The organism is Dyella flagellata (assembly GCF_030160275.1).
In the GTDB taxonomy this organism is placed as follows: domain Bacteria; phylum Pseudomonadota; class Gammaproteobacteria; order Xanthomonadales; family Rhodanobacteraceae; genus Dyella_B; species Dyella_B flagellata.
Genome location: NZ_BSOA01000002.1, coordinates 102,511 through 121,609, shown reverse-complemented (window position 1 = coordinate 121,609; position 19,099 = coordinate 102,511). Strand labels below are relative to the sequence as shown.

At 63.3% G+C, this 19,099-nt stretch carries 15 protein-coding genes; 6 read left to right on the top strand and 9 right to left on the bottom strand.

Annotated features, from left to right (window positions below):
- Positions 1 to 11: 11 nt before the first annotated feature.
- The 4 genes from dnaG to rpsU form a co-directional block, all read right to left on the bottom strand.
- Positions 12 to 1,748, bottom strand: a complete 1,737-nt coding sequence (dnaG, locus tag QQJ96_RS00850) for a DNA primase (protein ID WP_284330000.1) — start codon at positions 1,746 to 1,748, stop codon at positions 12 to 14.
- A gap of 129 nt (positions 1,749 to 1,877) precedes the next feature.
- Positions 1,878 to 2,051 (bottom strand): DUF1328 domain-containing protein, encoded by a 174-nt coding sequence (locus QQJ96_RS00845; protein ID WP_284329999.1) that lies wholly within the window; start codon positions 2,049 to 2,051, stop codon positions 1,878 to 1,880.
- A gap of 90 nt (positions 2,052 to 2,141) precedes the next feature.
- Complete coding sequence (locus QQJ96_RS00840) at positions 2,142 to 2,588, bottom strand: GatB/YqeY domain-containing protein (protein ID WP_284329998.1); 447 nt, start codon at positions 2,586 to 2,588, stop codon at positions 2,142 to 2,144.
- Between the two features lie 165 nt (positions 2,589 to 2,753).
- The gene (gene rpsU / locus QQJ96_RS00835; RefSeq protein WP_109724432.1) at positions 2,754 to 2,969 is read right to left on the bottom strand and encodes a 30S ribosomal protein S21; all 216 of its coding nucleotides are present in this window, start codon (positions 2,967 to 2,969) and stop codon (positions 2,754 to 2,756) included.
- Between the two features lie 181 nt (positions 2,970 to 3,150).
- Between rpsU and tsaD the strand changes: the two genes are divergently transcribed.
- The 3 genes from tsaD to folK are packed head-to-tail and all read left to right on the top strand — an operon-like array spanning position 3,151 to position 5,090.
- Positions 3,151 to 4,218 carry a tRNA (adenosine(37)-N6)-threonylcarbamoyltransferase complex transferase subunit TsaD gene (tsaD, locus tag QQJ96_RS00830; protein ID WP_284329997.1) on the top strand — a complete coding sequence of 356 codons (1,068 nt, stop codon included), beginning with the start codon at positions 3,151 to 3,153 and terminating at the stop codon, positions 4,216 to 4,218.
- A gap of 32 nt (positions 4,219 to 4,250) precedes the next feature.
- A complete protein-coding gene (folB, locus tag QQJ96_RS00825) occupies positions 4,251 to 4,607 on the top strand; it encodes a dihydroneopterin aldolase (protein ID WP_284329996.1) in 357 nt (118 codons plus the stop codon).
- Positions 4,608 to 5,090, top strand: a complete 483-nt coding sequence (folK, locus tag QQJ96_RS00820) for a 2-amino-4-hydroxy-6-hydroxymethyldihydropteridine diphosphokinase (RefSeq protein ID WP_284329994.1) — start codon at positions 4,608 to 4,610, stop codon at positions 5,088 to 5,090.
- A 158-nt stretch (positions 5,091 to 5,248) separates the two neighbouring features.
- On the opposite strand, the gene QQJ96_RS00815 is transcribed toward folK, so the two are convergent.
- The 3 genes from QQJ96_RS00815 to QQJ96_RS00805 form a co-directional block, all read right to left on the bottom strand.
- Positions 5,249 to 5,743 carry a VirK family protein gene (locus QQJ96_RS00815; RefSeq protein WP_284329993.1) on the bottom strand — a complete coding sequence of 165 codons (495 nt, stop codon included), beginning with the start codon at positions 5,741 to 5,743 and terminating at the stop codon, positions 5,249 to 5,251.
- A gap of 259 nt (positions 5,744 to 6,002) precedes the next feature.
- A complete protein-coding gene (locus QQJ96_RS00810) occupies positions 6,003 to 6,749 on the bottom strand; it encodes a pteridine reductase (protein ID WP_284329992.1) in 747 nt (248 codons plus the stop codon).
- Positions 6,750 to 6,889: 140 nt separating this feature from the next.
- Positions 6,890 to 7,573: a hypothetical protein gene (locus tag QQJ96_RS00805; RefSeq protein WP_284329991.1), complete on the bottom strand. Its 684-nt coding sequence runs from the start codon at positions 7,571 to 7,573 to the stop codon at positions 6,890 to 6,892.
- Positions 7,574 to 7,752: 179 nt separating this feature from the next.
- On the opposite strand from QQJ96_RS00805, the gene QQJ96_RS00800 reads away from it, so the two are divergent.
- On the top strand, positions 7,753 to 9,966 hold the full coding sequence (locus QQJ96_RS00800) for a TonB-dependent receptor (RefSeq protein WP_284329990.1): 2,214 nt from the start codon (positions 7,753 to 7,755) through the stop codon (positions 9,964 to 9,966).
- Positions 9,967 to 10,051: 85 nt separating this feature from the next.
- Here the strand turns inward: QQJ96_RS00800 and QQJ96_RS00795 are convergent, their stop codons facing one another.
- Positions 10,052 to 11,410 carry a S41 family peptidase gene (locus tag QQJ96_RS00795; RefSeq protein ID WP_284329989.1) on the bottom strand — a complete coding sequence of 453 codons (1,359 nt, stop codon included), beginning with the start codon at positions 11,408 to 11,410 and terminating at the stop codon, positions 10,052 to 10,054.
- 186 nt (positions 11,411 to 11,596) lie between these two features.
- Positions 11,597 to 12,799 carry a murein hydrolase activator EnvC family protein gene (locus QQJ96_RS00790; protein WP_284329988.1) on the bottom strand — a complete coding sequence of 401 codons (1,203 nt, stop codon included), beginning with the start codon at positions 12,797 to 12,799 and terminating at the stop codon, positions 11,597 to 11,599.
- Positions 12,800 to 13,064: 265 nt separating this feature from the next.
- Between QQJ96_RS00790 and gltB the strand changes: the two genes are divergently transcribed.
- Together gltB and QQJ96_RS00780 are read left to right on the top strand one after the other, a co-directional pair.
- Positions 13,065 to 17,504, top strand: a complete 4,440-nt coding sequence (gltB, locus tag QQJ96_RS00785) for a glutamate synthase large subunit (protein WP_284329987.1) — start codon at positions 13,065 to 13,067, stop codon at positions 17,502 to 17,504.
- A complete protein-coding gene (locus tag QQJ96_RS00780; protein WP_284329986.1) occupies positions 17,501 to 18,937 on the top strand; it encodes an FAD-dependent oxidoreductase in 1,437 nt (478 codons plus the stop codon). The genes gltB and QQJ96_RS00780 overlap by 4 nt, the downstream gene beginning before the upstream one ends.
- Positions 18,938 to 19,099: the final 162 nt, after the last annotated feature.

Here is a 19,099-nt window from a genome sequence, read left to right as displayed (position 1 = left end):
GGCTGGCGGAGTCATGACGCGGCGCTGGGCGTCGGTGCGCGTGCGGCGAGCAGCTCGCGCAGCTCGGCTTTTTCGGCGTTGGTCAGCGTGCCTTCGCGGCTCTTGGCGACCAGGGCATCGCGGCGCTGGTCGACAGCTTGCTGTTGCATGCGAAGCAGTGCGTCAAGGAATTCCAGGCGCTGGGTTTCCGGTTCGCCGACCACGGTGGCGACGGTCAGTTTTTGCAGCGCGTTGTATTCGGGCCGCCCGGTAAAGTGCTCCACTAGCATTGCAGCGTTGACGCCCGGTCTTGCGCGCGCGGTGTCGATCAGCTCAGCCAGCAGGTCCACGCCGGGCTTGTCCAGGCGCAGGAAACCATACGGCCGTTCCACTTCGTCGGCGAGTCCAGGCTGTGCAAGCAATAGCGCGATAGCACTACGCACCAGCGAACGCTGCACGGCTACCGGGCGCTGCAGTGGACGCCGAGCCACCGGATCGGCTTCCAGCACGGCCCGTGCGCCGGTGCGTTTTTCCAGCTCCTGAGCCATCAGATCGCGGAAGGCGCCATCTGGCAAACGCGCAATCAGTGGGCGGGCGCGCTCGGCCAGGCGGGCACGCCCGTCGAGGCTGCCCAAATCCACCTCGTGCGACAGTTCGCCGAAGAAATATTCCGATAGCGGAGTGGCTTCGCGCAGGCGCTTCTCGAAGCCTTCCTTGCCTTCCTTGCGCACCAGGGTATCCGGGTCTTCGCCGTCCGGCAGGAACAGAAAGTACGCTTGGCGTCCGTCGCGCAGGCGGGGCAGGGCGGATTCCAGCGCTTTCCACGCGGCCGCGCGTCCGGCGCGATCGCCGTCGAAGCAGAACACCACATCCGGCGCCGCGCGGAACAACACTTCGGTGTGTTCCGGCGTTGTCGCCGTGCCCAGTGTCGCCACGGCAATCGGCAGGCCGGCCTGATGCAAGGCGATCACATCCATGTAGCCTTCCACCACCACGATGCGCGCAAGGTTGCTGTTGGCTTGTTTTACTTGCCACAGCGCAAACAGCTCGCGGCCTTTGTGGAACAGCGGGGTTTCGGGCGAGTTGAGGTATTTTGGGCCCTGGTCCGATTTCAGCACGCGGCCGCCAAAGGCGATCACGCGGCCGCGCCGGTCCAGGATCGGGAACATCAGGCGTTCGCGGAAGCGATCGTATTTGTTGCCGCGCTCGTTGCTGGCGACCATGCCTGCTTCGGTCAGCAGTTGCATGCGCTTTTCGTTGCTGCCGAGGCTGCGGATCACCCCATCGAAGCCGGCCGGCGCCCAGCCGATGCGGAAGCTTGCAATGGTGCCCGCGTCCAGGCCGCGTTTCTGGCAATAGGCCCCGGCCTCGTCGCTTTTCTTCAGCTCGGTTTCGTACCAGCGCGCGGCAGCGTCGAGCACGGCGTAAAGATCGGTCTTGTCTTCGCGCGGGGCGTTGTCACGTGCGCCTTCGTAAGGCACCTTCAGGCCGACGGACTGCGCCAGTTCCTCTACGGCATCGGGAAACTCCAGCCGCTCGTAGTCCATCAGGAATTTGATCGAGCTGCCGTGCGCACCACAGCCGAAGCAGTGGAAGAACTGCTTGGCCGGGCTCACGTAGAACGATGGGGTGCGCTCGTTGTGGAACGGGCAACAGGCGGTCCATTCGCGGCCGGCTTTTTTCAACGGCACGCGCCGCTCGATCACGTCGACGATGTCGACGCGGGCAAGCAGTTCGTCGATGAAACTGTCGGGGATACGGCCGCGCATCCGACTAGTCTAGCCGGACCCCGGGCATGGCCGCTAAACCATGCGCGGGGCACGTAGGCTGGGATGACAATCCCAGCATCGGATGTCGCATGGAAAGCTGGGATTGTCATCCCAGCCTACAAGGCGCAGTTACAGCGCCATGTGAATCACTCCGATCACCGCCAGCACGGCGATCAGGAAGATGATCACGAAGATCGCGAACAACAGCTTGGCGATGCCGGCGGCGATGCCGGACAGTGTGCCAAAGCCCAGCCAGCCGCTAATCAGGGAAACGATCGCGAAGATGATGGCCCACTTCAGCATGCGTTTGCTCCCGCTTGCCTATGGCGTGGGCCGCATCTTAATTGCGGCACGCGTGAAGGTGGCGCTTTGAAAGCGCCACGATGGCGCGCATCAACCGCCGAGGCGGGCCTTGATGCGGCCGGAAACCTGCGCCATGTCGGCGCGGCCGGCGGCCTTGGCCTTGACGGCCGCGACCACCTTGCCCATGTCGCGCGCGCCGCTGGCGCCGGTTTCGGCGATGGCGGCCTCGATCAGGGCGTCGATTTCGGCCCCGCTGAGTTTGGCAGGCAGATAGCCTTCGATCACCACCATTTCGGCGCGCTCGACGTTGGCCAGGTCCTCGCGGCCGGCGGCGGCGTATTGGCTGACCGAATCCTTGCGCTGCTTGAGCATTTTCTCCAGCACCGCGATGGTCTGGGTGTCGTCCAGCTCGATGCGCTCATCCACCTCGCGCTGCTTGATGGCGGCAAGCACCAGGCGGATCACGCCGAGGCGATCCTTGTCACCGCCGCGCATGGCGGTTTTCATGTCTTCGGTAAGCTGTTGCTTCAAGGACATAAACTACTCCTTCGGAAAGCACAAAGCCGACGTTGCGGGACAACGTCGGCCCATGCATTGCCTTGCTGGCAGCGGCTGCGGATGGACGCGCCGACTGCTAACGCTGCAGGAGTGCGGCGCGCAGCGCGCCAAGACTCCTTAAAGATCCGCCGGAGCGGACCGCGCTCAGTACAGGCGGGTCTTGCGCGAAACGTCGCGCGACAGGCGGCGCAGGTGACGCTTCACGGCAGCGGCGCGCTTGCGCTTGCGTTCCTGGGTCGGCTTTTCATAGAACTCGCGCTTGCGGGTCTCGGCGAGGATGCCGGCCTTTTCACAGGTGCGCTTGAAGCGACGCAGGGCGAGTTCGAACGGCTCGTTCTCGCGAACTTTTACGCTGGGCATGGAAACTCCGGATGGTAAACGGGCCACAGAAATGCGGCGAGCCGCAAAGTATACGCCGATGTGGGTGAAAAATTCAAAGCGTGGTGGCAGGAAAGTTGGGGCCAGGGCACACCAGGGGTGTCGCGAGGCCGGATGGATCGGCAAAATGGGCTATCCGATCCCTCGATGGTTGCATCTGAAGATGCCAGACCTCCTCCGTTCCCCGCTCTCCACCCCGCGCCCCATCCTGGGCATCGAGACCTCCTGCGACGAAACAGGTGTGGCCCTGCTGCGCTGGGAGCCGGAGCAACCGGGACATGGCCTGTTGGCGCATGCCCTGTACACCCAGGTGAAGCTGCATGCCGATTACGGCGGCGTGGTGCCCGAATTGGCCAGCCGCGACCACGTCCGCAAGCTGCTGCCGCTGGTGCGTGAAGCGCTGAAAGAGGCCGAATTGACCCCGGCTGATCTGGGGGGCGTAGCTTACACCGCCGGTCCCGGTCTGGTCGGCGCGCTGCTGGTAGGGGCGGCGACGGGCCGCGCGATGGCCTGGGCGCTGGGTGTGCCCGCCATCGGAGTACACCATATGGAAGGACACCTGTTGGCCCCGTTGCTGGAAGATGATCCGCCGGAACCGCCGTTTGTGGCTCTGCTGGTCTCCGGCGGCCACTCACTATTAGTGGAGGTGGAGGCGGTCGGCCAATACCGCATTCTGGGTGACACCCTGGACGATGCCGCCGGCGAAGCCTTCGACAAGACCGCCAAGCTGATGGGCTTGCCGTATCCCGGCGGTCCGGCGCTGGCTGCCCTCGCCACCCAGGGGCGGCCAGGCGTATTCCGCTTTTCGCGCCCGATGACCGATCGTCCGGGGCTCGATTTCAGTTTCTCCGGACTGAAGACCCAGGTGTTACTGGCCTGGCAGCAGTCCGACCAGAGCGAACAAACCCGCGCCGACATCGCGCGCGCCTTCGAAGAGGCGATCGTCGATACCTTGCTGATCAAGTGCCGCCGCGCGCTGGCCGAAACCGGCACGAAGCGGCTGGTGATCGCCGGTGGTGTTGGCGCCAACCGCCGTCTGCGCGAAGACCTGGCCGCCGCCGGCGCCAAGGACGGCTTCAAGACGTATTTTCCTCGCCTGCAGTTCTGCACTGATAACGGCGCGATGATTGCATTGGCTGGTGCGATCCGCCTGGCGCACGGCCAGCATCAGGATGAATCGGTGCAGGTGTTCCCGCGCTGGGATTTGCAGACCCTGCCGCCTGCCGCTTGATTGCATTCACCGCATCCACGACTCTTGTGCGCATGGACATCGTATTCATTGAAGACTTGCGCATCGACACCGTCATCGGCATCTACGACTGGGAACGGCGCGTGCGCCAGACTTTGTCGTTAGACATCGAAATGGCGTTCGACAACACCATCCCCGCCGCGTCCGATGACATCGCCCACACGCTCAACTACAAGGACGTGTCCAAACGCCTTATCGAGTATGTTGGCGAATCCAGTTTCGGCCTGGTGGAAACGCTGGCCGAGCGCTGCGCGGCGATCATTCGCGAAGAATTCGGCGTGACCTGGGTGCGGCTGAAACTGTCCAAGCCGGGGGCCGTACGTGGCGCCAAGGCAGTGGGAGTGTGCATCGAACGCGGCAAGCGCCACTGAATGGCCCGCGTCTATCTAAGCCTGGGCTCCAACCAGGAGCCGCATCGATATCTTCGTGCCGCGCTGGACGAGTTGCATGCACGTTTTGGCGAGCTGGACATATCGCCGGCGTATCGCAGCTCTGCGGTGGGGTTCGACGGCCCCGACTTCATCAATCTGGCCGTCGGCCTGGATACGGACCTTGCGCCCATTTCACTCAACGAATGGTTGCACGCGTTGGAAGATCGGCATGGCCGCCGCCGCGATGTACCTCGCTATGCCAGTCGCACACTGGATGTGGATATCGTGCTGTATGACGAGCTGGTGACGCAGGGGCCGGGGCACCTGGATATTCCGCGCAAGGAATTGCAGCATGCCTTCGTGCTCAAGCCGATCGCGGATATCGCACCGCAACTGCGGCATCCGGTGAGTGGCCGTACGATGGCGGAACTGTGGGCGGCTTTTCCTGTTGAGCAAGAGCCGCTAGTGGTCGAATCCTTGTAACTCTTGCCGCTGCGCGCAATGCGCGACCTGGCCGTCACGTAGGCTGGGATGCTAATCCCAGCTTTGCCCTGTATGCCGCCTCGCGATGCTGGGATTGTCATCCCAGCCTACACTCCAGCAAGAAAGAATCCCCGCAATGCTGCGGGGATTCCGAGTGCCTAGCCGGTGAAATCCACGCCGCCGCCACCCGTGTCACAGGTGTAAGTAGCGCCGGGCGTGGCCTGTGTATCGCCCGTTTTCCAGCTATAGGTCGACATCTCGACTTTCGCGCTTGCCGTTGACCCTGTTCCTGCTGGGGAGACTTTGTAGCGGTTGAATTCGTAGACGATGTTGTTGTTGGGATCTACCGTTTGATGCACCAACGAAAAAGCAATATGGTCGGGAAGGATCATGAAATCATGGATGGGAAGCCCGCCATGGTTGTCACTGCGCGCCATCATGATATGGCCGTTGGCGGCTGATCTGGCTTGGTCGCAAGCATTGAAATGGACCACGACGGAAAGACGCTGGCCGTTTTCGAGCGCCTTCTCGATCTTGTTGTAGGTGTCGAAAGTCTTGGCGCGCAAATCACCGGTATCGTTTGCGCTTGCTGCAGCAACAGGCAAGGCCAGTCCAAGTAACATACACGCAAGCATTGCAGTGTGACGTTGCATAAACTTATCTCCTTGGGTTTGGGGGAGACGTCGCTGCCGGGCAGGATTTTTCATCCATGTCGTGTCTTTTCAGACGCCTTTCAGGCCGGATATCGCACAAGTAGAAACCATGCCTGCCCGACGCAACTGCCGACGCCATAGTTCGTACAAATCCGAACGTCATGGACGGCATGCATCCTAGGGCGAGGCGCGGGGCAAGGATGTCCGTCGACGAGCAGTAAATTCCGCCGTGATGCCGCCTTAGCGTGTAAGTTGCCGCTTACACCGTGACGCTGCGGCCGCCATCGACGCGGATGATCTGGCCGGTCACGAAGGGCGCATCGCGCAGCAGCCAGAGCACCGTGCTGGCGACATCTTCCGGTGCGCCAGCACGCTGGAGGGGCGTGCGCGCCAGCATGGCTTGCTGGTCGGCGTAGGACTTGCCATCACTGGGCCACATGACCGCACCGGGGGCTACGCCGTTGACGCGCACATCGGGTCCAAGATCCAGCGCAAGACAGCGCGTCATCGCGGCCAGCGCGGCCTTTGCCATCACGTAGATGGGATGTTGCGCTAGCGCGCGTTCGGCATAGATGTCCACCAGGTTCACGATCGCGCCCCGAGTGGTGCGCAACGCTGGCAGCGCAGACTGAGCAAGGAAGAAGGGCGCTTGCGCATTGGCGGCGAACAGTTCGTTCCACTGGGTGGGCGTAGCCGTTTCCAATGGCGTGCGATAGAACGAGGAGGCATTGTTGATCAACGCATCGAGCTGGCCGTAGTGCGACAGCGTGGCATCGATCAGCCGCGGGAGTTGTGGCAGGTCGGCAAGGTCGGCCTGCAACACGATGGCGCTGTTCGCACGCTGCGCGCAAAGTTCAGCCGCGAGCGCATTCGCCTCGCTGGTGGAATGGCGACAGTGCAGGGCGAGGTCGAAATCCGCGGCATGCAGGGTACGGGCAATCACTGCGCCTACGCGTTTGGCGGCACCGGTGATTAAAGCGACTTTTCGCTGCTGAGATGGATTCATGTAACGGCCCCTGCACGTCGTTAATGCTCAATTTTGCCATGCCGTCGTTCCTCGCTCCTCAAACCCAAGCACGTCCATGTGCTTTCCCCGCGTACCGCCGAAGCCGGAAAGACGTCGCGCAAGGGTTGCAACGATAACAGTCAATGCAACCGCGTTGCCTCCACCTCTTGCGTGGCAACCACAGTGGCATCGTCACTCTCGGCCATGCCGAACTCGCTCTTCAACATGGCAATCGCCGTGGCCGCCACCTGCCGCGTGTCGTAATACGCATAGCCGCCCACGCCGATTGCACCGATCACCGGCATCCAGCGTGACAAGCCCTCGCCCAGCGCGCGCTGCGTCACCTTGACGCCGATCTGCTTGGCGACGCGTTCGATTACGCCATAGGACACGCGCCGGAAGATCAGGCGGTCGCCAAGTCGCACCACCAGGTCGCGGAAGGCTTGGGCGGAGGTGTGGCGGAACAGGCACCACAGCATTTGTTCGCGGCCCAGTTCCGCGTGCTTGCCGTAGGCAGCGGCGATGTCACTGACCAGCTGGGCCTGGATTTTCCAGATCGAAACCAGTTCCGGCAGGATGGTCAGCCAGCCCAGTGGGCCTGGCGGCAAGGCGAGTGTGGCGGCGGTAAGCGCGGCGCGCTGGGCGGCGCGATGCGCCAGCCGCCGTGCTTCGGTGTCCGGGTTGCCATGGCTATGCACCTTGCTGTCAGGGATCTGGCTGACGAAATCCAGGATCGCGCGGGTCACCCGGCTGCTGGCTTCGTCGTGCGTGACCACGGCAGGAAGGTTGCTGCTGCTGGGCTGCGTATCGTTGCGCTCGGTCATGCCGCGCTCCGTAGGGAACAAACAGACCCGGCGATCATAGTCCGCCGCGGTGCGGCACTGATGAGGGCGGCATGAACTGCCCGGCGGTATGACTTCTGGGAGGGTCGTTTCGATAGGATGGAAATGTTATAACATTTCGACATTCCCCTAACGCTAAACCGCCCCGGATTCCCTTGCGCATGAAAGTATCGCCACTTGCCCTTGGCCTCAGCCTGGCGTTGTTCGCTGCCGCCGGTCATGCCTCCACCGTGCTGACCGTGCCCGGTGCCGAAAAGCTGCCTGCCTCCAGCAGCTCGGCCGCCAACACGGAACAGCCGGGCGATAGTTCCACCGATCCGGATTCGCGCAACCGCCATGCGAACAAGGCCAAGCAGCTGGGCGAAGTGAACGTTACCGCTGCACTGGATGTGGCGCGCAACAATCTGTCCCCCGACACGGGCAGCAGTGAGTACGTGATCAGCGCGCAGGACATCCAGGCGCTGCCGCTGGGCGCTTCCGCCCCGCTGAACCAGATACTGCTGCAGGCCCCCGGCGTGGTGCAGGATTCCTATGGTCAATTGCACGTGCGCGGCGACCACGCCAACCTGCAGTACCGCATCAACGGCATCATGCTGCCCGAATCGATCGCCGGCTTCGGCCAGACCCTTGATCCCCACACGATCCAGAGCGTGAAGTTGCTCGACGGCGCCTTGCCGGCGCAATACGGCGAACGCACGGCCGCCGTGGTGGACATCACCACCAAGAGCGGCGCCGACCTCGGCAATGGCGGCGTGGTGGGCATCACTGGCGGTTCGTTCGGTACCGTCAATCCCTACGCCTCGTTGTGGGGCAGCAGCGGCAACTGGAGTTATTTCTTCAGCGGCAACTACCAGGAGAATAACGTCGGCATCGAGAATCCGACGCGCAGCCGCAACCCCATCCACGATCGCACCAACCAGGTGAAGGGCTTCGGCGATATCTCCTATCTGGTCAACAACGATACGCGCTTGAGCTTTCTGTTCGGCGTGACCAATAACCGTTTCCAGATTCCGAACAACCCGAGCCAGACCCCTAATTTCGGTTACCTGGATCAGACGGCCTTCAATTCCACCCTCTTGAATGAGCGTCAGAACGAACAGACGCGCTTCAGTACGCTGGCGCTACAGGGCAAGCTGGGCGCTACTTCGTACCAGGTTTCGCTGGGACAGCGTTACAGCGGCCTGCAGTATTACCCGGATGACATCGGTGACCTGATGTTCAATGGCGTCGCCGGCCAGATCACGCAGGGCGACCGTGCGTCCACTTTGCAGGCCGATTTCGCCACCCCATGGGGCGGTTCGCACACCTTGCGCTATGGCGTGTATTACGAATTCGATCGCGCTTTCACCCATACCAACTCGCTGGTATTTCCGACCAATCCGGACGGCAGCCAGGCCAGCACGGTGCCGTTCAATATCTTTACCGGCGATCGCATCCTGGCCAAGACCGCAGCGTTCTATTTGCAGGACGAGTGGGATATCAGCGATTCCTTCACCCTCAACTACGGCTTGCGTGGCGATCGCTACACGGCGTTCCGCGAAGAAAGCCAGCTGAGCCCGCGCGTCGGGCTGGTATGGCAGGCTACCGATAGCACCACCGTACACGCCGGTTACTCGCGCTATTTCACGCCTCCGCAAACGGAGTTGATCTCCAACGAAAACATCAATGCGTTTGCCAACACCACCAATGCGGTGAAGAACTACGGCAACAACACGCCGTTGACGGAGCGCTCCAACTATTTCGACGCAGGCGTGCAGCAGAATGTAGGCGATTGGACGTTCGGCCTGGATGCGTACTACCGCAAAGTGGAGCGACTGCAGGACCTGGGTCAGTTTGGCACGGCGCTGGTGTACTCCACCTTCAACTACAAGTACGGCCGGGTGCGCGGCACGGAATTCACCGCCTCTTACAACCACGGACCGCTGTCGGCTTACTTCAATGCCGCATACAGCCGTGCAATGGGCAAGGACGTGATAACCGGCCAGTACAACTTCGGAGTGGATGAGCTGGCGTACATCTCCGACAACTACATCCATCTCGATCACGATCAGAAGCTGGCTTCATCCGGTGGCGTGAGCTACGCGATCACCGACAACACCAAGGTGGGCGCCGACTATCTATTCGGTAGCGGTTTGCGCCAGGCAGGACTGGTGCCTAACGGCCTTTCGTTGCCGTACTACTTCCAGCTCAACCTCAATGTGGCGCACGACTTCAACTTCGACGGCTTCGGCAAGCTCCACACGCAGCTGGCGGTGATCAACGCGCTGGATCGTTCGTACCGGCTGCGCAGCGGTACCGGTGTGGGCGTGGGAGCGCCGCAGTACGGGCCGCGGCGTGGCGTGTATCTGACGCTGGAAAAGCCCTTCAGCTTCTAACCTCTAGGCAAGTGCGTAGGCTGGGATGACAATCCCAGCTTACATGGCCGATTCCGATGCTGGGATTGGCATCCCAGCCTATCCCTCAATGCGCTGCCGGTTGGCTGCCATCCTTGCGTAGAGCCAAGCCTTTCAGAATGTTCAACGCCTGCGACAAGGCATAGTCGCTGGTCGCCAGCTTGGCATTCTCCGCACTACCGTCATTGTTGATCCCGTCACCGCCGGTCGCTGCGATTTCATTGGCCAGGTGGTGCGGCAGGTCGGCCTCGGAACTGATCGGCACCTGCGAGTCGTCCACCTTGGTCACCGCCAGATCGGCCAGGGCGATGTCCGGTTTGATGCCTTCGGCTTGGATCGAAGTGCCGTTCGGTGTGTAGTAGCGCGCGGTGGTCAGCTTCACCGCGTGATCGGAATCGAGCGGCAGCACGGTCTGCACCACGCCTTTGCCGAAGGTGCGGCGGCCGACGATCAGGGCGCGATGATTGTCCTTGAGCGCGCCGGACACGATTTCCGCGGCGGAGGCGGTGCCGTTGTCGGCCAACAGCACCATCGGCGCGCCGTTCAACAGGTCGCCGGGATGAGCGCTGAAGGTGAGATTGGAATCAGGCAGGCGGCCGCGCGTAGTGACGATGGTGCCCGAATCGAGGAAGTCGTCGCTCACCGATACCGCCGCCGTCAGCAGGCCGCCAGGATTGGAGCGCAAGTCGAGAATCGCGCCCTTCTGCGCACCATTTTTCTCCAGCAGCGCGCCTAGCTTCTTTTCCAGGTCGCTGGCGGTGTCGTCCTGGAACTGGCTGATGCGGATGTAGGCATAGCCGGGCTCCAGCTCGCGCACCTTCACGCTGGTCATCGAGATGCGCTCACGGGTGAGCGTCATGGTCACCGGCTGTTCGGCCTTTTCGTGCAGGATGCCCAACGTGATCTTGCTGCCGGGGTTGCCGCGCAGGGCGTCGAACATGCTGTCGATATTGTCCGGCGTGATCACTTTGCCGTTCACGGCGGTGATCACGTCGCCGGGCTTGATGCCGGCGCGCGAGGCCGGCGTGTCGTCGATCGGCGATACGATCTTCAGCAGGCCGTTGTCCTCCATCACTTCGATGCCGAGGCCGCCGTACTGCCCGGTAGTGTCCTCGCTGAGTTCCTGCAGGCCGGACTTGTCGAGGTAGGCGCTGTGCGGATCGAGGCCGGCCAGCATGCCCTTGATCGCGTCGCTCATCAGGGTCTTGTTGTCGACTTTTTCGACGTAGGCCTGGCGAATGATCTGGTACACGTGGGCGAAGTTGCGCACATCGTCCATGTCCACCTGATCGGCCGGCGCCGCACTACTGGACGCCTTGGCCGGCGCGGCCGTGCTGGCGGCCGATGCCACCTCTGGCGTCGCCTGCGCATGCAGCAAGGGCGTCGCCAGCAGCAGGGCGAGCAGGCAGGGGTGGGGGAAACGCATGGGACAAAACTCCACAAGAAAGGATGTGACGGCTTCGTAGAGATCGTTGTCGGCCGTCGGGGATTCAAGCAAAGGATACGCCGAACCCGGTTGGAGATAGTTTTACTCGCTCTCGCTTCGGGCTTGTGAAAAAAACCTCAGACGATCGGCCGGGCGGCGTAGGCTGGGATGCCAATCCCGTGGGATTTAACGCCGCTGGCTTAACCAAGTGCGCGGATCCACCGGCTTGCCATTTTGCCGCAGCTCGAAATACACCCCGGTGCTGTCGCCGGTGCTGAGCATGGCGGTGCCCAAGGCTTCGCCGGCGTTCACATCGTCGCCCACCCCGTGCAACAGGGTTTCGTTGTTGCCGTACATGCTGAGCCAGCCGCTGCCGTGGCTCAGGATGATCAGCTGGCCGTAGCCACGCAGGAAGTGGGCGTACACCACCCGCCCGCGCGCCACCGCGTGGACTTCGGCGCCGCGCGGCGCCGCGATCAGCACGCCATTGCCGAACGTGTGCACCGGGCCGGGGGCCGGCCAGGGCAGGTTGCCGCGGATGTTGGCCAGCGCCTTGCCGCCCCCGCTCGGTACGGTGGGATTGGCGCGGGCCTTGCGCTCCGCTTCGCGGGTGGCTTCGTCGATCGCCTTCTGCAATTTCGCCAGCAGGTCGTTCAAGGACTGCTCGTTCTGCTTCATCGCCGCCAGCTTCTGGGCCTGGCTCTTGTACTGCGTGTCGATCTGGCTGGCCAGCTGCTGCTGTTGCTTGCGCTGCTGCTGCAGGGTGTCGGCCTGCTGCTGGCGCTGGGCTCGGGTGGCTTGCAGGGCCTGCTGCTCGGCGGTGATCTGGTTTTCCAGGTCCTGCAGCTTGGCCAGCTCGGTCATCAGCTGCTGTACCTTCTGCAGACGGTCCTGCTGGAAGTACTGCGAATAGGCCAGCGAGCGGGCGATGCGCGCGATGTCCTCGTCGCCCAGCAGCAGGCGCAAGTCGGAACCGTGGCCGACTTCATAGGTGGCACGCAGCAAGTCGGCGATCGCCGCGCGCTGATGGCTCAGATTCTGGTTGAGCGCCGATCGTTGCGTTTGCAACTGATCGAGTTGCTGCTGCTTGGCGGCGATCTGCGCATCGGTATCGCGCACTGCCCGGGAGGCGCTGGCGACTGCGTCCGATTGCTTGGCCAGCTCGGCATTGACGCTGTCTCGCTTGGCGGCGGTGTCGGCCTGCTCCTTGGCCAGCGCCTGCATCTTGCTGCGCAAGTCGGTCAGCTGTTGCTTGGCCTGGGCCTGTGCGGCTTCGGCTTTGCTGTCCTGAGCGGCTCTGAGGTCGGTGGGAAAGCCGGAAGAAAGGGCGATCGCCGTGGCGAGGACAGGAAAAAGGAGTAGGCGGGGAACGCGGCTGTGTGTCGGCATACGTGGATTATCTACGAGCTGGGCTATTCCCGCGAGACAGCGCAAACGGCGCCCCCATGCGCCTTGGCGGACACCGGCGCAGGACTGGTCTGTTAGCGCGCGCTGGTACGCCTGGAGGCAAAATTTCATTTGGACGTCTAGCCGGCTTTGACGCGACGCACAAGTTGTGCTTAAAGTCGGGTTGCAAGCCTTATTCGCATGCGTTTGCCGCTGATCCAGAGCGGCAGGCTTTTTGCGCCCTAGCGAGCCGGGAGGAATAGCAAACATGTCGTCGGTGTCACCGCGGTTGTACGACCCCAGTTTTGAACACGATAGCTGCGGCTTTGGTCTGGTCGCCCAGATCGACGGCCGTGCCAGCAAATGGGTAGTCGATACGGCGTTCGCGGCACTGGCCAAACTTTCCCACCGCGGCGGCGTGAATGCCGACGGTGTTACCGGCGACGGCTGCGGCGTGCTGATTCATCATCCGCATTCGTGGCTGCGTGCACTGGCCGTGCAAGCAGGCATCCCACTGGGCGAGCGCTTTGCCGCGGGCCTGGTCTTTCTTGAGTCGGCGGATTGCGAGGCGGCCAGGACACTTGAGCGCTATGTATCGGAAGAGCGCCTGCATGTAGCCGGCTGGCGCGATGTGGCGGTGAATGCGGAAGCCTGCGGTCCGATTGCCTCCGCGGCCAAGCCGCTGGTGCGGCAGATCTTCGTCAACGCTGCGGACGACATGGGCGATGCCGGCTTCGAACGCGCGCTGTTCCGTGCGCGCCGCCGTGCCGAGCACGCGCTGGCCAACGACGCGCAGTTCTATGTGGTGTCGCTTTCCTCCCAGGTGATCGGCTACAAGGCGATGGCGGCGCCGGGACGCCTGCGCGACGTGTTCGACGATCTGCGCCATCCTGCGCTGGCCGCTGACGCCGTCGTGTTCCATCAGCGCTTCTCCACCAACACGACGCCACAGTGGCGCCTGGCGCAGCCATTCCGCTTGCTGGCGCACAATGGCGAGATCAACACCATCCGCGCCAATCGCCGCTGGATGCAGACGCGCGCACAGGTGTGGCGCTCGCCGCAGGTGGATCTCTCCGACATCGGCCCATTCGTACGCCAAAGCGGCTCGGATTCGGAAAGCCTCGACAACGCGCTGGAGTTGCTGCTTGCCGGCGGGCTGGACATGCTCGCCGCCATGCGCGTGCTGGTGCCGCCGGCGTTCGCCGCACGCGAAGGCATCGACGAAGACCTGGCTGCCTTCTACGAATACTACGCACTGCATAGCGAGCCTTGGGATGGCCCGGCGGGACTGGTGATGTGCGATGGCCGCTACGCCGTGTGCACGCTCGACCGCAATGGCCTGCGTCCCGCGCGTTGGGCCTTGTCGGACGACAACCATCTGATCGTTGCTTCCGAAGCCGGCCTGTGGGATGTACCCAGCGCGCGCGTGATCGCCAAGGGCCGCCTCGCCCCAGGCGAGATGATCGCGGTGGACTTTCAGTCCCGTCGCCTGCTGTGCGACGCCGACATCGACGAAATCAACCGCAAGCGTGCGCCCTATCGAGACTGGCTGCGCGCCGGCGTGAGCTACCTGGAATCGGACCTGATCGATCCGTCGCTGGCCGCCGAGCCGCTGCCGACGGATGAATTGCACTGTTATCAAAAGCTCTACGGCCTCTCGCGCGAAGAGCGCGAGACCGTGCTGAAGGTGATTGCCGAGCTGGAAGCCGAAGCCACCGGCTCGATGGGCGACGACACGCCGATTGCCGCAATGTCGCGTCAGCTGCGTCCCCTGTTCGATCGCTTCCGCCAGGCCTTTGCCCAGGTGACCAATCCGCCGATCGATCCGTTGCGCGAAAAGCTGGTGATGTCGCTGGTGACCCAGATCGGTCCCGAAGGCAATGTCTTCGACCTCAAGCCCGAGAACGCCAAGCAACTGCTGATCAACTCGCCGGTGCTTTCGCAGCGCAAGCTGCGCCAGTTGGTGGCGATGCCGCAATACGCCAACGCCCCGCGCTTCGACCTGATGTATGCGCCGGAAGAGGGGCTGGAAGAGGCCTTGCGCCGCCTGTGCCGTGAGGTAGCGCAGGTGGTGCGCAATGGATGTGCGCTGGTGTTCCTCAGCGACCGCTATCCGCAGCGCGATCGGCTGCCGATTCATTCGTTGCTGGCGACCGGCGCGGTGCATGCGCACCTGATCGACGAAGGCCTGCGCTGCGATTGCAACATCATCGTGGAGACCGCCACGCCGCGCGATCCGCATCAATTCGCCTGCCTGATCGGCTACGGTGCCACCGCGATCTATCCGTGGCTGGCCTACCAGAGCCTGTTCGAGCTGGGCCGCGAAGGCCATATTGAAGGCGACCGGCTGGAAATCGGCCGCAGCTATCGCCGTGGCATCCGCAAGGGACTGTTGAAGATCCTGTCGAAAATGGGCATCTCCACCATTGCCGGTTATCGCGGTGCGCAGCTGTTCGAAATCTTGGGCCTGGCGCCGGAGGTGGTGGAGCTGTGCTTCCCGGGAACGCCCTCGCGCATCGGTGGTGCGAGCTTCGCCGACCTGGAGCAAGAACAGCGCCTGCTGGCGGCGGAAGCCTGGAACCAGGCGCAGTCGCTGCGAGCAGGCGGACTGTATAAATACGTGCACGGCGGCGAGTACCACATGTACAACCCCGACGTTATCGCCAGTCTGCAGAAGGCGGTGCGCACCGGCAATATGCGCGACTACCGCGAATATGCAGACCACGTCGATCACCGCCCGCCCTCCGCCTTGCGCGATCTGCTGGGCCTGAAGCCGTCGTCCTCGCCGATTCCGCTGGAGGAAGTCGAGCCGGTCGACACGATCCTCAAGCGCTTCGATTCCGCCGGCATGTCCTTGGGTGCGCTGTCGCCCGAAGCACACGAAGCGCTCGCGATCGCGATGAATCGCCTGGGCGCGCGCAGCAACTCCGGCGAAGGCGGGGAAGACCCCGCGCGCTACGGCACGGAGCGTGCATCGAAGATCAAGCAAGTGGCTTCCGGCCGCTTTGGCGTCACTCCGGCCTACCTGGTGAATGCCGAAGTGCTGCAGATCAAGATCGCGCAGGGCGCCAAGCCCGGCGAAGGCGGACAGCTGCCGGGCCACAAAGTGGACGCCACCATCGCCCGCTTGCGCTATGCCAAGCCCGGCATCGGCCTGATCTCGCCGCCGCCGCATCACGACATCTATTCCATCGAGGACCTGGCCGAACTGATCCACGACCTGAAGGAAGTGAATCCGGACGCCCTGATTTCGGTGAAGCTGGTCTCGCATGCAGGCGTTGGGACGGTCGCAGCAGGCGTGGTGAAAGCCGGTGCCGACTTGATCACCGTCAGCGGCCACGACGGCGGCACCGGCGCAAGCCCGCTCACTTCCATCAAGTATGCCGGCACGCCGTGGGAGCTAGGCTTGGCCGAAACGCAGCAAACCCTGCGCCGCAATGACCTGCGCGGCCGCGTACGCCTGCAGACCGATGGCGGCTTGAAGACCGGCCTGGATGTGGTGAAGGCCGCGCTGCTGGGCGCGGAAAGCTTCGGTTTCGGCACCGGCCCGATGGTGGCGTTGGGCTGCAAGTACCTGCGCATCTGCCACTTGAATAACTGCGCCACCGGAGTGGCAACCCAGCACCCGGTGCTGCGCAAGGATCACTTCATCGGCCTGCCCGAGATGGTGATGAACTACTTCAGCTTCGTCGCTCAAGACGTGCGTGCGCACCTGGCGCAGCTTGGCGTGCGCTCGCTGGGCGAGATCGTGGGGCGCACCGATCTGCTGGAGCAGTTGGAAGGCGTCACGCCAGTGCAGCACAAGCTCGATCTCACGCCGCTGATCGACGGTACGGGCTTGAGCGCAAGCAGTGATTTCGCCTGCGCGTTGCCACGCAACCCGATGCGTGACGAAGCCGAACTTGCCGCGCGCATTGCAGCCGACACCGCTACAGCGGTGGCCCGCCAGGCTGGCGGGACCTTCTCCTATCGCATTGCGAATACCGATCGCGCGATCGGCGCGCGTTTGTCGGGCGAGGTAGCGCGGCGGCATGGCGACCACGGCATGGACAGTCATCCGATCGAACTGAAGCTGGAGGGCGCGGCCGGCCAGAGCCTGGGTGCGTGGAACGCCGGCGGCGTGCACATCGAATTGATCGGTGAAGCCAACGACGGTGTCGGCAAGGGCATGGCGGGTGGACGCATCGTGGTGCGTCCGCCGGCGGATGCTCCCTATGCCAGCCAGGACGCGTCGATCATCGGCAACACCTGTTTGTATGGCGCCACCGATGGCGAACTCTACGCAGCGGGCCGCGCAGGCGAGCGTTTCGCCGTGCGCAATTCCGGCGCCATTGCCGTGGTGGAAGGCGCAGGCGATCACTGCTGCGAATACATGACCGGCGGCGTGGTTGCCGTGCTCGGCAAGGTTGGCCTCAACTTCGGCGCCGGCATGACCGGCGGCTTTGCCTACGTACTCGACATCGAGCGTGATTTCGTCGACTGCTACAACCATGAGCTGGTCGACATCCTGCGTATCTCACCCGAGGGGATGGAAAACTACATGCAGCACCTGCGGAAACTGGTGACCCGCCACGTTGAATTGACCGGCAGCGATTGGGGGCGGCAGATCCTGCGCGACTTCCGCGGCCTGCAATACAAATTCTGGCTGGTGAAACCCAAAGCCGCGAGCCTCGCCGTGCTGGCCGAAGAACTGCGGAGGGCGGCATGAGCGCGAAGCTATTCCAATTCCTCGACGTGCCACGGCAGCCGCCGCGCACCGTCCCCGTCGCGGTGCGCGTGCTGGGCTATGGTGAAATCGGCGGCGACTTCGCCTCGCCGCAGGCAGCTACGCAAGCGGAACGCTGCATCGATTGCGGCAACCCGTATTGCGAGCACGCTTGCCCGGTGCACAACTACATTCCCAACTGGCTGAAGCTGGTGCAGCAGGGGCGCATCCTGGAAGCGGCCACGCTGATGCACGAAACCAACCCGCTGCCGGAAATCTGCGGGCGCGTGTGTCCGCAGGACCGCCTGTGCGAAGGTGCCTGCACGCTGGAGCAGACCGAATTCGGCGCGGTGACCATCGGTAGCATCGAGCGCTGGGTAACCGACGAAGCCTTGCGCCAGGGCTGGCGCCCGGATCTTTCCAAGGTGCGCGAAACCGGCCATCGCGTAGCGGTGATTGGTGCGGGCCCTGCCGGCCTTGCCTGTGCCGATCGCCTGCGTCGTGAAGGCATTGCCGTGGACGTCTATGATCGTCAGCGCGAAATCGGCGGCCTGCTCACTTTCGGCATTCCTCCGTTCAAGCTGGACAAGGGTGTGGTGCGCACGCGTCGCGAAGTGCTTGAAGGCATGGGCGTGCGCTTTCTGCTCGGCAGGGAAGTAGGTCGTGATGTGGAATTCGGCGCCCTGCTCGAAGAATACGATGCTGTCTTCGTTGGCACCGGTGCCTACACTTTCGTCGACGGCCACCTGCCCGGACGCGAGTTGCTGGGCGTGCACGACGCGTTGCCGTTCCTGATTGCCAATACCGAGCGATTGCTGCGTGACGAGCCGGCGTCCGTGTTCGACTTCCAAGGCAAGCATGTCGTGGTGCTGGGCGGTGGCGATACCGGCATGGACTGCAACCGCACCGCGATACGTCTCGGCGCCGCATCCGTGACCTGCGTGTATCGTCGCGACGAAGCGAGCATGCCCGGTTCCGCCCGCGAGGTGAACTACAGCCGCGAAGAAGGCGTCAGCTTCCTTTTCCACCGCCAGCCGGTGGCCATTCTCGACAACGGCAACGGCCAAGTGCGCGGCGTGCGTGTGGTGGAAACGCAACTGGTGGATAGCGGCGATGGCCGTCCGCGACCGCAGAACGTTCCTGGTACCGAATCAGAGATCGTCGCGGACGTGGTAATCCAGTCGTTCGGCTTCCTGCCAAGCCCGCCGGATTGGTTGGCGGGGCACGGTGTGGAACTGGCCCGTTCCGGGAAGGTGGTGACCGGTGCCCACGGCCGGCTGCCGCATCAGACCAGCCACCCGAAAATTTTTGCCGGCGGCGACAACGTCCGTGGTGCGGACTTGGTCGTGCGCGCGGTGTATGACGGCCGTGAGGCCGGCAGAAGCATTGCCAGCATGCTGGCGAGTGCAACGGCAAAAGCAGTAGCTGCGGTCTAACGCGATCTGAGTAGGCTGGGATGCCAATCCCAGCATCGCTATGTATAGAGCACAAGCATGCTGGGATTGGCATCCCAGCCTACCCAGTTGGGCGGCATGCTCGTGCAGCCTGGGGTGTGACTTCTTCGAACCCATCCAGTTTCCGTCCGAACCGGGCGTCTA